The 12631-nt window shown below is 58.4% G+C and carries 11 protein-coding genes; 9 read left to right on the plus strand and 2 right to left on the minus strand.

Annotation, left to right across the window (positions count from 1 at the left end; translation table 11 throughout):
- The first annotated feature begins 67 nt into the window (after positions 1–67).
- From GGR28_RS06515 to GGR28_RS06550, 8 genes are all read left to right on the plus strand, one after another.
- On the plus strand, positions 68–3433 hold the full coding sequence (locus GGR28_RS06515) for a VCBS repeat-containing protein (RefSeq protein WP_183494932.1): 3366 nt from the start codon (positions 68–70) through the stop codon (positions 3431–3433).
- 200 nt (positions 3434–3633) lie between these two features.
- Positions 3634–4170: a TlpA disulfide reductase family protein gene (locus GGR28_RS06520; RefSeq protein WP_183494933.1), complete on the plus strand. Its 537-nt coding sequence runs from the start codon at positions 3634–3636 to the stop codon at positions 4168–4170.
- Positions 4171–4242: 72 nt separating this feature from the next.
- On the plus strand, positions 4243–4824 hold the full coding sequence (locus GGR28_RS06525; protein WP_183494934.1) for a hypothetical protein: 582 nt from the start codon (positions 4243–4245) through the stop codon (positions 4822–4824).
- Between the two features lie 95 nt (positions 4825–4919).
- The gene (locus GGR28_RS06530) at positions 4920–5774 is read left to right on the plus strand and encodes a tetratricopeptide repeat protein (RefSeq protein ID WP_183494935.1); all 855 of its coding nucleotides are present in this window, start codon (positions 4920–4922) and stop codon (positions 5772–5774) included.
- Positions 5774–6523, plus strand: a complete 750-nt coding sequence (locus GGR28_RS06535; RefSeq protein WP_183494936.1) for a hypothetical protein — start codon at positions 5774–5776, stop codon at positions 6521–6523. Before GGR28_RS06530 ends, GGR28_RS06535 begins: the two co-directional genes overlap by 1 nt.
- Before the next feature lies 1 nt (position 6524).
- Positions 6525–8570 (plus strand): 3-deoxy-D-manno-octulosonic acid transferase, encoded by a 2046-nt coding sequence (locus GGR28_RS06540; protein WP_183494937.1) that lies wholly within the window; start codon positions 6525–6527, stop codon positions 8568–8570.
- A 41-nt stretch (positions 8571–8611) separates the two neighbouring features.
- Positions 8612–8836 (plus strand): dodecin family protein, encoded by a 225-nt coding sequence (locus GGR28_RS06545; RefSeq protein ID WP_183494938.1) that lies wholly within the window; start codon positions 8612–8614, stop codon positions 8834–8836.
- Positions 8837–8879: 43 nt separating this feature from the next.
- On the plus strand, positions 8880–10190 hold the full coding sequence (locus GGR28_RS06550; protein WP_183494939.1) for a gluconate:H+ symporter: 1311 nt from the start codon (positions 8880–8882) through the stop codon (positions 10188–10190).
- A 113-nt stretch (positions 10191–10303) separates the two neighbouring features.
- On the opposite strand, the gene trpS is transcribed toward GGR28_RS06550, so the two are convergent.
- Entirely contained in the window at positions 10304–11302 is a 999-nt protein-coding gene (gene trpS, locus GGR28_RS06555; protein ID WP_183494940.1) for a tryptophan--tRNA ligase, read from the minus strand.
- Positions 11303–11366: 64 nt separating this feature from the next.
- On the opposite strand from trpS, the gene GGR28_RS06560 reads away from it, so the two are divergent.
- The gene (locus GGR28_RS06560; RefSeq protein ID WP_183494941.1) at positions 11367–12269 is read left to right on the plus strand and encodes a hypothetical protein; all 903 of its coding nucleotides are present in this window, start codon (positions 11367–11369) and stop codon (positions 12267–12269) included.
- A gap of 56 nt (positions 12270–12325) precedes the next feature.
- Here the strand turns inward: GGR28_RS06560 and GGR28_RS06565 are convergent, their stop codons facing one another.
- A complete protein-coding gene (locus tag GGR28_RS06565; RefSeq protein WP_183494942.1) occupies positions 12326–12556 on the minus strand; it encodes a hypothetical protein in 231 nt (76 codons plus the stop codon).
- Positions 12557–12631 lie beyond the last annotated feature (75 nt).

The raw sequence follows: 12631 nt of genomic DNA on the forward strand, positions 1-12631 counted from the left end.
TCAGAATTAGTGGTGTGCCTTCAATCAGCCGGTGCTTTTTGTTAATTTACCCCGACAACCTTTTTACATGCCTATTCTACGTAGTTGGTCGATTGTCCCGTTGGTCCTTGCTGTAAGTGCAATCGGCTTATACACGGGTTGTCGGCCGTCGTCGGATGCATACACAAGCCCCGAGGCCCCACTGTTCTCCACCCTCACCGCCCGGGAGACCGGCATCGATTTCATCAACGAGGTCACCGATGGCGAGGGCTACAACGTCCTGTCCTACCGCAACTTTTACAACGGTGCCGGGGTGGCCATCGCCGACCTGAACGGGGACGGTATGAATGACCTCTACTTCACCGCCAATCAGGGCCCAAACCGGCTCTACCTCAATCGCGGCGACTGGAAGTTCGAGGAAGTGGAGGGCGGGGCCGCAGGAGCAATGTCCTGGAGTACCGGGGTGAGTGCAGTGGACGTGAATGCCGACGGGCGCATTGATCTGTATGTCTGTAATTCCGGTGATCCGGCGGGGCAGCATCGCTCTAACGAACTCTTCATCAACCAGGGCAACGACGATCGCGGGATACCGATCTTCCGGGAAGCAGCTGTGGAATATGGCCTCGACGATCAGGGGTTCAGCACCCACGCCGCCTGGTTCGATTACGACAAAGACGGTGACCTGGACGTCTACCTGCTCAACAACTCCTACCTGAATCCGCAGGTTATCGACCCCAGTGGGGACAACCGCAGTCGGCGCGATCCCGAAGGGGGGGACAAACTCTTCCGCAACGACTCCGCCCCCGGGGGCCAGCCGCACTTCACCGACGTATCCGAGGAAGCCGGCATCTATGGATCCCGCATCGGGTTCGGTCTCGGCTCCGGACTGGGCGACTTCAACGGCGACAACTGGACCGACCTGTACATCAGCAACGATTTTTGGGAGCGCGACTACCTCTACATCAACCAACGGGACGGCACCTTTCGCGAAGAACTCATCGACCGAATCGACCATGTATCCATCTCCTCCATGGGTTCCGACGTCGGCGACCTCGACAACGACGGGGACATGGACATCTTCAGTACGGACATGCTGGCCGCCGACAACCAACGCCTGAAGGCTTCGACCGTATTCGACACCTACACCTCCGCCGGCATCCGCTACGAAGCAAACTACCACCACCAGATCCTGCAAAACTGCCTGCAGGTCAACGACGGCACCGCCAACTTTAGCGAGGTGGCCCACTTCGCCGGAGTAAGTGCAACCGACTGGAGCTGGGGGGCGCTGATTTTCGACATGGACCTGGATGGACGGAAGGACATCTTCGTGGCCAACGGCATCTACCGCGATATCATGGACCTCGACTTCAGCGACTTCATTGACGATAAGGATCGCGTGAAACAGATGGTGATCGACAAGGGCCGCTACGACTGGCGGGATTTTGTCAACCTGATGCCCCACAATGATCAACCGAACTATGCTTTCCTCAACCGGGGCGACCTACGATTTGAGAATAGGTCCTACGAACTGGGCCTGGGCGAACCCTCCTTCAGCAACGGGGCCGCCTACGGCGACCTGGATGGAGACGGCGATCTGGACCTGATCGTAAACAACTTGAATCAGCCCCCGCTGGTGTACCGCAACGGTGCCCGGGAGGCCGGTCAGCATAGCCTGGTGGTACGCCTGCAGGGACCCTCCACGAATCCCCTGGGTATCGGGGCGACCGCAAGACTCATCACTGCCAATCAAACCCAGGTGCTCGAGCAGTATCCTACCCGGGGCTTCCTCAGCACCGTGGGTCCGGAGCTCATTTTCGGTGTCGGAGCCGACGAAAACCCCACCCAGTTGGAAGTTCGCTGGCCCGACGGACGTGTTTCCCGGGTAGACCACCCCACCGTTGATGGCGTGACGGTGGTCGATCATGCCGGGTCAATTGATGCAGAGATAGTCCCCCCTGCCGTCGAAGATCAGACGCTCTTCGTCGCCGCCGACGCTTTCGACGTTCCGCCCACGCACGAGGAACCCTTCTTCAACGACTTCGACCACGAGCGGCTGTTGCTGCGTAAGCTTTCGGATCCCGGGCCCAAGATCGTGAAGGGCGACGTCAACGGAGACGGGCGGGAAGACTTCCTGCTGCTCGGCTCCGCCAACGATCCGGATAAGCTATATTTTCAGGAGGCGGACGGCAGTTTCCGGCGCGTAGCCAACGCCAGCCTCGAGCAGTCGGCCCCCTTCGAAAGCAGTTGCGGGGCGTTTTTCGATGCCGACGGGGATGGCGACGTCGACCTCCTGGTGGGTAACGGGGGCAACGAACTGGCCCGTGGCTTCGACGCTTACGTAGTCCGCTACTACGAAAACCTCGACGGCACCCTCGTATACAATCCCGTAATGGCTCCCCAGGCCGGCGGCGAGATAAGCTGCATCGTTCCGGAGGATATCGACCTGGACGGTGACATCGACCTGTTTATCGGCGGGCGGGCCGTACCGGGCAATTACGGACTGGTGCCCCAGTCGTTTCTCTTCATTCGGGAGGGGTCGCAGTGGGTAAACAGTACGCCCCGCGACATCGCTACCGCCGGTATGGTGACCGATGCCGTATGGAGCGACCTCAATTCAGACGGGCGACCCGACCTGATCATGGTAGGCGACTGGATGCCGGTTACGGTAGCCTTTATGCTGAATGACGCCAAGATCAGCAGCATCTTCGAAGTACCTAATTCTTCCGGCTGGTACAACGCAATCGCGGCGGCGGACCTGGACGGTGACGGATTGGAAGATCTCGTTGTCGGAAACTGGGGGTTGAACAGCAAATTTCGTGCCTCCGCCGAGCGTCCGCTGCGCTTGCTGACTAAGGATTTCGACCAGAACGACAAGTCGGAATTCATCATCGAGTGGTACCCTCCGGCCGACGCAAGGCGTTATCCCTTCGCCCAGAAGAAGCAACTTCACGAACAACTTCCCGGTCTCCGCAAGAAGACCCTGAAGTACGAGGATTACGCCCGGGCGACCTACGAGACCCTCTTTACCGAAGAAGAACGGCAGGGTGTAATTGAGCGCGGAGCGCAGCAACTGCAGAGCTGTGTAATCTGGAACAAGGGGGAGGGCAAGGTCATCACCGAACCCCTACCCTGGCAAGCTCAGCTGAATCCACAGTTTACCATCGCGATCGGTGACGTAAATGGCGACGACCGGCCCGACCTCTGGCTCGGGGGCAACATTTACGGCCTATCCCCCCAGGTGGGACGTGCCGATGCCGGCCGTGGGACTCTTCTGCTGAATGCCGGCGACCGCCAGTGGGAATACGTCGAACCCACCCGGGCGGGCATCAACCTGCAGGGCCAGGTACGGGATGCCCAGTGGCTCGACTTGGCCAACGGTGGACAAACGCTGCTCATCGCCCGTAACGATGCCGAGCTCAAAGCCTTCCGGATCAACAAACAGACGAGCCGTTGACCCAAATTGCTCCTTGCCACAATCTCCCTGCACCTGCGCGCCGCCGCCCGAACTAAGTGTTGTGGCGCGACCAAAAGTGTGTACCAACTGGACGGGAACGGTGGCCGCAGTACCTTTACTCTTGTGGGAGAGGAACGTCGCACCAACCGGCTGAGCTTTTAGCGGAACAAGTCGGCCCCACTGACATTGTTATCAAACGTATGCGTTACCCCATTTTTATTACTCTTCTGCTGAGTATGCTTGGCTGTCAGGAGCCGGTTCCCGTGGCATCACTGGGTGATATTATCGCTCCGTCGGTCGCGGGGGAGGAATCCCTTCCCATTGTCTACCAGCACTATGATGAAATTGCTCCCATATTTAGCCAGCGTAACGACACGACCTACGTCATCAATTTTTGGGCTACCTGGTGCAAACCGTGCCTGGAGGAACTCCCCCTGCTGAACAGTCTGCAACGGCAGTACGACGATGCCGCGCTGCGGGTTGTTTTGGTAAGTTTGGACACCGAGACTCGCGCTATCGCCCGCATCCCGGAGTACCTCAATCGGCGTGGCATCGACCTGCCCACTATAGTGCTGACCGACGAGCGGCCAAGCTGGATGCGCGACCTCGACGGGAACTGGAACGGGGCGCTGCCCACCACTTTCATATACCGGAACGACTTGCGCTACATCTATCGCCGCAATTTCCGTACGCTGCCCGATGTGCAGGAAGCCGTCGCTCCCCTAATTGGCCTGTAGCCGACTTTTCCCCCTGGCTACGGCAAATTACATGGGTGAATTTGCTATTTTGGAGGAATAATCGCAACGAATATGCGGCACCTCTACCTCCTCTTTCTATTTTGTCTGCCCTGTCTCCTTCCCGCCGAATCCTACCGAGGGTTTCTGCTCACCAAGGACGGGCATCAGCTCACGGGCTACCTCAACGTACTGCAGTATTCGCCGGGGGGCAATCTCATCACCTTTACCAACGACTTCGGCGACGAGTACCAGATACACCCCTTCCTCGTCAGTGGGTTTGGGTTTAACTACAACGGCGAGGCCATGCGGTTCGTAAGCCGGCGGCACGAGGGCATGTGGTATTTCCTGCAGGAAGAGGTTCGCGGTCGGGTCATCAGCCTTTTCCGCCTCCCTAGGGGCACCGGTCGTTGGGTAGACGACAGTATGCTGCGGATGTTTCGGGAGCAGCCCCCCGAATACTACCTGGAGTACGGCCAGGGGCAGTTCCTGCCGATTCCCCGCACCGGCTATAAGCGTAGCCTGCGCGACTTCTTTCGCCAGGCCAGTCCGGACTTGGCCGAAAAGATCGGTTCTCGCGGTTACCGCTACCGGAACATGAATAGCATCGTTTTGGAATTTAATGAGCGCAGTGCCCGGAGGCGGCGCAGGCTTTAAGCAGACTCAACCACGCGCCAACCCTTCCGGAGGAAAGGCGTTAGCATAGGGTCGGGTCTACCAACCGGCCGGTTACACCATTCGTCAGGCAGCGCATGTTAAAAAAAGACCTCGCGGGTTTCTTCGCCTTCTTCCTCGGCGTTTTCGGCGTGCACCGCTTCTACCTCGGGCAGTGGTGGCGGGGCGCAGCCCAGTTTGTCGGTTTTTGGGCTATTATCGCTTTTCTGGCGGAAGAGGGCCCCGAAATGCCGGCCCCGTTCATCCTGGTCGGATTCGTGCTCGCGCCCATTATAACCGCTATCGTATTTTGGGCTACCCCCTACGAACGGTGGGCGGCGAAGTATGACCCTGAAGCGTTGGTGGCCCAGGGGTATGCCCCCCCGACTACCACCGGCCGTTACCCTACGGTAGCCACCGCACAGGCTCCGAAACCAAGCCTAAAGTCCCTAAAGGCCGAGGGCGTCAAATATTACCGATCCGGGGATTTTGACCTGGCCATAGAGGCGTTTCAGGAGGCCATCGAACTAGCCCCGTCGGATCCGGCCGCCCACTTTAACGTCGCGTGCTGCTACGCTCTACTGGGTCAGTATCCCGCCGCCCTCCGCCACCTGGAACTTGCCGTCACCTACCGCCTTCCCAAGCCGGAACGGATCGAATCCCATCCGGCCCTGAAGGAGCTGCGTGCCTCGACGGCCTACCGCTGCTTCCGCAGCAACAACTACCGCGAACTCAATCTCGTGTCCCTCACGCAATCCGCCCAACCGGCACCCGCCGATGAAGCCGAGGACGTGCTGGAAGACTTTGCGGCCCCGCCCCGCAGCGATGCCTCCAACCGGCGCATGCTGGATGATGACCTGTTAGTCCAGATCAACCGGCTGCGGGAATTGCACGATGCCGGCGTACTTACCCAACAAGAATATCGCAAGCAGCGGGAAAAGCTTCTTGGCTGATGTGGCAACTACTCCTCTTGCTAATCTGCTGGACGGGCACCCTGACGGCCCAGGGCCTGGCCGGCGTGCGCAACCTGGACCCGGCGTTTCTCGTCAGCCTGGGGTACGGTCCCTTCGCCCCGGCGGGCGACCTTTTTGACCGGTTCGGTGCCGGCTTCTCTTTAGATGCCGGTCTTTCCTACACTCCGACCGATTCGCGGTGGCAGATCGGGGGGATGGCGCAGTACGGCTTCGGAAGCGAGGTAAAGGAAGATGTGCTCGCCGGCTTTCGCACGGATGCCGGCTTCATCATCGGCAATCAGCGACAACCCGCGACGGTAGAACTACGGCAACGGCAATTTTTCGCGGGGGCCCGTCTCGGCTATACCATTCCGCTTGGCGACAACCCACGTGCCGGCCTTCAGCTTACTACCGGGGCCGGCTACTTTTTCAGTCGGATCCGTTTCCAGCAAGATCCCGCCCAGTACGTTCCCCAGATCGACAAACTCGCTCAGGCCGGTTACGACCGGTTGGCGGGTGGGCCGGCTATTTATCAATTTATCGGCTATCAGCAACTCGGTCAGGATCGGCGACTAAATTTCTATGCCGGCGGAGAAATTATGGCAGGGTTCACGAAGCAACTCCGTAGTTTCGACATCCCCCTTGGTTCACCTCCCTCTCCCGCCGGGCGGACGGACATAATTCTAGGATTCAAGGCCGGACTAATCGTACCCCTTTACCACGGTGAGGGCAAGGAAATATATTACTGATTTGGAGTGGTTATACCGTACCGGTCTGGGATTTTACCACCGAGGCATTCGCGTAGCTGCCCGTCTCGGCAACGTGCGGGCGGCAAAGTGGGTCCGTGGGCGACGGCGTGATCCACAGCCGCAGATTGAACGGATTCGCCGGTCGGGCAGGCCCATCGTCTGGCTTCACGCAGCTAGCCTCGGAGAATACGAGCAGGGCCGGCCGGTACTGCAACACCTGCGGAACCTGCGCCCTGATCTCGCCGTCGTTCTAACGTTCTATAGCCCAAGTGGATACGAGCGGTGCCAGAGTACGGAACTCGCCGAAGTGGTCGCCTACCTCCCCGCCGATTCCGCCAGAAATGCCTCGGAATGGGTGGCCATGCTGCGCCCGGAATTCGCCATATTTGTCAAGTACGAATTCTGGTTTTACCACCTCTCCGCTCTGCGAAGGGCTGAGGTACCCACCTTTTTGGTAGCCGGCAGTTTCCACCCGAACCAACCATTCTTCCGGTGGTACGGCAACTGGTGGCGAGAAATGCTGGGCTGTTTCACCCACATCTGCGTGCAGACGAGTCAGGACAAACTGCTCCTGGCGGAGTACGGCGTTACTAACGTGACCGTAACCGGCGACCCGCGTATCGACCGTACCCTCGAACTGGTTGCAACTCCCTTCACGGACGAGCGGCTCGATCGCTTTACGGCGGGTCACCCTACCCTCATCGCGGGATCGGTCTGGCCACCTGACGTGGACGCCATTGCCCGGGCCTGGCCTAGCCTGCCGCAGGAGTGGCGCCTCATTCTGGCTCCCCACCAGCTGAGTGAGGAAGAAATAATGTCGTGGCAGTCCCGTTTCGACGCCGATCGGTATACCGGTACCGAGACCGGGCGACGCGTGCTTATTCTCGACGCCATCGGAATTCTGAGCCGGGTGTATCGATTGGGAAAGGTCGCCTACGTTGGGGGGGGCTTTAAAACGGGCCTACACAACACCCTTGAGCCAATGAGTTACGGCCTGCCCGTCATATTTGGTCCGCGCTATGCAAAGTTTCCTGAAGCACGGGAAGCCATCAGCCGGGGCGGGGCAACCAGTATTCGGGGTGCTGAGGATCTGACCAAGGTTCTGCAACACCTCAGGGAAGAGGAAACGTACGAACGAAGCAGTGAGGCCCAGCTAGCGTACGCAGCCGAAAACGCGGGGGCGGGACAACGAACCGCGCGGCTTATCCTGCAACTGCTGATGCTTTTGCTGGTCGTTAGTCCACTCGGCGCACAGTCGTGGTCGGCCGCCAATCGCCTTTCCGCTACACTCGATGCCCTCTACACCAAATGCAACCTAATGGTGGCCTTTTCGGGGTCCGAATGGCGCCCGGGAATGTGCATCGCCGCGGCCGAAGTAGCTACGGGCGCCACCGTCTCCCTTCAACTGAACCTACAGGCCGGACAGAAGTACACCTTCATTGCGTCGGGGGAAGGAGGTACGACCGACATTGATTTGGCCATTCGCGACGCTTACGGTAAGGTGGTAGCTTCGGACACGGAGGCCGATTTCACCCCCATTGTCGACCTCACCGTCGGCGCCGCCGCCACCTATACGCTACAGCTTCACTTAGTAGGAGGTCGGGATACGACCTCAATGACGGCAGTAGGCATGCTTATGACATCCGGCACCCCCATCAGGGATACCGACTTTCGTCAGGTGAACCGTCGCTTCAATGCGGCCGCAGGTGCTGTACGGGCCGCAGGAGGTGCGAATCGGTTCGCGGATGATGCTAACTCCTGGTGCCTCTTTGGCTACCTACTCGGAGAGGGCCGTGGAGCCACGATCGAAAATCTACTTCTCGGTCCGGGCAACCACTTCATCGCCGCCACCACGGCCGATGAGAAGCAGGACATCGACCTCTATCTGGCGGACGACCAGTTCACTTTACTATCCAGCGATACAGACGGCGACGCTTACCCCATGATCGAATACCGAAACACCGAACCCGGCCCCTATAAACTACGCTTAGAAGTAGAAAAGGCAAGGGAACCAAGTTTGGTGCTCCTCGGCCGTTTTATCAACTAATCCGGACGCGATCATCATCGGTCCCCAAATCTGCTCCTCCCATGGCCCATATTCTTAAAGTAATTGAAGTCCTCAGCGAAAGCGCCAACAGCTTCGAAGAAGCCGTAGCGTCCGCCGTAGAGGAAACAAGCAAGAGCGTTCGCAACATTCAGAGTGCCTACGTACGCGAACAGAGCGTAACCGTGAAGAACGGCAAGGTCGACAAGTACCGGGTAAACGTGAAGATCACTTTCGCGGTAGACATGAGCAACCCCGACAACGCCTAGCCACCGCGTTCGGAATTGACCGGCAAGTCTGTACCTTGACGGGATGCCGATCATCGTTACCCTACTGGCCGTTGCGGCCCTGCTCGTCCTCATTGTATTTCTTAAATGGCACCCCTTCATCGCCCTCGTCGTAGTGGCGGTAGCCGCCGGACTCGGCCTGGGAATGTCAGCCGAAGCCACCCTCGCCGCCATAACTTCCGGAGTAGGCGGAACCCTGGGTGGGTTGGCCCTTATTCTGGGCCTCGGTGCGGCCCTGGGCGGCGTTGTTGCCGAAACGGGTGCGGCCCGGGTAATTACGGATCGATTGGTAGCCGGACGCCGGGGTTCCTCGGTAGTCTGGGGACTCTGCTTGGTAGGATTTTTAATCGGCATCCCGCTTTTTTACTCCGTCGGCTTCGTCATGATGGCCCCGATCATTTTCGCAACCGCCAAGAAGACGGGGCTCCCCCTCGTGATGGTAGCGGTAGCTTCCGTAGCCTCCCTTTCGGTTACCCACGGCTTCCTGCCGCCCCACCCGGCACCCGTACTCATTGCCGACACCTTCGGGGCGGATATTGGTAAGACCCTTGTGTACGGACTGATCCTGGCAATTCCATCCGTCATCATTGCCGGCCCCCTGTTTGCACGAACGCTGCGCGACATGCCGCAGACAACCGGAGCAGCCGTACTGGACGACGCTGAGTTCCCTGACCGGCTCCCCACTTTTTCCAGTGCGGTCTTTTGCGCATTGTTACCGGTATTGTTACTCGCCGGAGTAGCGATCGTAAAAACGGTCGACGACACCTTCGTTTCTTCTCCCCTTCTTTTTGTGGTGGGTGATGCTACGGTAGCCCTACTGATCGGCGTGATCGTTTCAATGGTTGTCCTGGGCCGTCAGACCGGACAATCCATTCCTCACTTAATGTCGCGAGTTGGAGCGCAACTGGCCCCCATGGCTGCAGTCTTGCTCATCATCGCCGGTGGCGGGGGATTCAAGCAGGTACTCGTAGACAGCGGCACCAGCGACTTCATCGTAGCTACCCTCGAGGGGTTCAACGCCCATCCCCTGCTCATTGCCTGGCTCATTGCCGCGGCACTCCGGATCACCCTGGGCTCCGCCACCGTAGCGGCCATCACGGCGGCGGGCATCGCATTACCCCTCGCAAGCAACGGCACCGTAGCCCCCGAATTGCTCGTACTCGCCACCGGAGCGGGAAGCCTCACCTGTAGTCACGTCAACGACACCGGTTTCTGGCTCTTCAAGGAGTACTTTGGCCTCACGGTCACCCAAACCCTCCGCAGTTGGACGGTCATGGAAACCATCGTCAGCCTCGTCGGATTGGCCGGTTGCTTTGCGCTGGATCTGTTTGTTTAGGTGGTGGGTTGTTGGGTTAGGGAGTTGTTAAGTTGTTGAGTTAGTGGGTTGTTGGGTTTTGCACGCCGCAATTCACCAACCCAACAACTCACCAACCCAACAACTCTCCCCCACTACCGCACCAGCCCGCACAATTCCTTCACCTCCCGCACCGTCTCTTGGGCCCGTTGGCGAATTTCGTGACTGCTCTGCTTGATTTGGTTTTTAACGGCTTTCCGGTCACTCTTGAGTTCCTGGTAGCGCTCGCGGATGGGAGTCGATACCGTAACAAGTCCGTCGGCTACGGCTTCCTTTAGGTCTGCATACCGGAGGCTTCCGCTTTCGTAGTCCTGAAGGAGGGATGCATGGGCTTCGTCCTGGCCGGAAGCGTCGAGGAGGCTAAAAAGATTAGCGACTCCGGCGGACATGGCTCCCGCGTCCCCGCCCTCACTTTGTCCGGTATCCGTGACGGCAGAGCGAATTTGCTTGCGAATGCGCTTCTCATCGGCAAAGACGTCGATGTTGTGTTTATCGCCCAAGCTGGCGCTCATCTTGCGACTAGGGTCGGCGGTGCTCATAACCTTGGGGACCTTGGTGTAGAGCGCTTCTGGGATGGGGAAAAATTCCTTTCCGGCGAAGTTGTTGAACCGCTGGGCGATGTCGCGCGTCAGTTCGAGGTGCTGCTCCTGGTCCTTGCCGACAGGGACTGTAGTGGCCTTATAGATCAGGATATCCGCCGCCTGGAGGACGGGATAAGTGTACAGACCGGCGGAGATAAATTCCTCGTTCTGAGCGCTTTTGTCCTTGAACTGCGTCATGCGGCCGAGTTGACCGTAGCTTGTAAAGCAGTTCAGGATCCAGTTGAGTTCCGCGTGTTCCGGAATGAGGCTCTGGATAAAGAGGTTTTCGATCTTGATGCCGCAGGCGAGAATACTGAAGCACGCCTCCCAGCTGTTCTCAATCAGTTTTTTGGCCTGAAAGGGCATCGACATGGCATGATAATTCGCGATCATGTAGATGCAGTCGTACTCCTCCTGCAGCAGTTTCCAGTTCTTCACCGCACCGAAATAGCGGCCGAAGTGGATTTTTCCGGTAGGCTGGATACCCGAGAGGATGGTTTGGCGGTTGCTCATGCCGCGAAGGTAAAGTGGACGGGCCGAACCAAACAATCGGCGCCGCCAAACATTCCTTGGGTTAATGGTAAAATCACTACTCATCCTGATCGCGCTCGGGGTAGGCCTTTTGCTCCCCCAACTCGACGACTACACCTACACCCTCCGGCCCTTCCTGATGGTCCTCCTGTTCTTCTCGTTCCTGAATGTGAAGATCGACCGCAGCATCTTCGCTTGGCAACAGGTTGCGATCGCCGTGCTCATGCCGGTCGTCGGGCTACTCGTGTACTACCTCGGCAACCTGTACACGGAAGAACTCGGGCTGACGCTGCTGCTCATGGGCCTGGCACCTACGGCAGTGATTACCCCGGTACTGGCCGGGCTGATGCAACGGCGGGCGGGGTACATGGTCGGTGCGATCATCGTCACTCACGTGAGTTTCGCACTTGTGGTTCCGGTGGTGCTGCCGGCCCTGCTTGGGGTTGAGCTGTCGTGGCGTTCGCTCGGCGAACTCGTCTATACCATCGGAAGTACGGTGGCGGGGCCGCTGGTACTGGGTCAACTGGCAAGGCGCTACGGGGGTCGGGTACTGACCGGACTGCGCCGGGTGGGGCCCTACTCCTTCGTCTTGTTTCTGAGTAACATCGCGGTGGCCAGTGGGAGCCTTTCGCACTATTTGCGGTACGAAAGCAGCGTGCCCTGGCAGTTTATTGTCATCGCCGCGGGCTGCATCGGGGTGCTTTTGGTGGTGAACTTTGCGATGGGTAGCCGCCTCGCACCTCCCGGCCACTGGGTAGAGGGAAGCCTAGCATTCGGGCGTAAAAACACCATGCTCTCCATTTGGATTGCTCTCGAATACATCAACCCACTGGTGGTACTAGGCCCGATGCTCTACATATTGCTCCAGAACATCTTTGTGGCGGGGCAGATTGTGGCCGTTGATCGTCACGACAAACGGGCGGGGACGGTGCCCCTGAAGTCGGAATAATGCGCCGATGGTGTGACGGTATGGATAAGGTTGATTCTCGATCCGATTCTAACGGATTAGGCCCGCTCCAGCGCCTGGATGCTCTCCTCGTAGCCTTTGAGCGTACGCGCCTGAATTTCGGCGGTAGCGTTGAGCACCTTAAGTTCCTCGTTCAGTTTATTCTCCCGGACAGGATCTTCCTTGAAGAATCTTCGCTTTCGGTTAATTTCCAGTAACTGTTGGATGGTCTGACTGAGCGCGATCTTTGTTTTGAGGTATTTATACTTCAGGTGTTTTCTTGTGCTCATTCGCTTGTTTAGTTTTGCTGGACGTCTCTCCAGTTACGACGAGAAAAGTAGGGAAAAATTGTCTGGCCAACAAAT

It is taken from the genome of Neolewinella aquimaris (assembly GCF_014197245.1).
GTDB classification, from domain to species: domain Bacteria; phylum Bacteroidota; class Bacteroidia; order Chitinophagales; family Saprospiraceae; genus Neolewinella; species Neolewinella aquimaris.

What these genes read in the sequence shown, in the direction of transcription:
- trpS (WP_183494940.1), bottom strand. Translation starts at nt 11,302, where the DNA reads ATGAGCAACCGCCAAACCATCCTCTCGGGTATCCAGCCTACCGGAAAA.
- GGR28_RS06535 (WP_183494936.1), top strand. Translation starts at nt 5,774, where the DNA reads ATGTGGCAACTACTCCTCTTGCTAATCTGCTGGACGGGCACCCTGACG.
- GGR28_RS06515 (WP_183494932.1), top strand. Translation starts at nt 68, where the DNA reads ATGCCTATTCTACGTAGTTGGTCGATTGTCCCGTTGGTCCTTGCTGTA.
- GGR28_RS06525 (WP_183494934.1), top strand. Translation starts at nt 4,243, where the DNA reads ATGCGGCACCTCTACCTCCTCTTTCTATTTTGTCTGCCCTGTCTCCTT.
- GGR28_RS06520 (WP_183494933.1), top strand. Translation starts at nt 3,634, where the DNA reads ATGCGTTACCCCATTTTTATTACTCTTCTGCTGAGTATGCTTGGCTGT.
- GGR28_RS06545 (WP_183494938.1), top strand. Translation starts at nt 8,612, where the DNA reads ATGGCCCATATTCTTAAAGTAATTGAAGTCCTCAGCGAAAGCGCCAAC.
- GGR28_RS06565 (WP_183494942.1), bottom strand. Translation starts at nt 12,556, where the DNA reads ATGAGCACAAGAAAACACCTGAAGTATAAATACCTCAAAACAAAGATC.
- GGR28_RS06530 (WP_183494935.1), top strand. Translation starts at nt 4,920, where the DNA reads ATGTTAAAAAAAGACCTCGCGGGTTTCTTCGCCTTCTTCCTCGGCGTT.
- GGR28_RS06550 (WP_183494939.1), top strand. Translation starts at nt 8,880, where the DNA reads ATGCCGATCATCGTTACCCTACTGGCCGTTGCGGCCCTGCTCGTCCTC.
- GGR28_RS06560 (WP_183494941.1), top strand. Translation starts at nt 11,367, where the DNA reads ATGGTAAAATCACTACTCATCCTGATCGCGCTCGGGGTAGGCCTTTTG.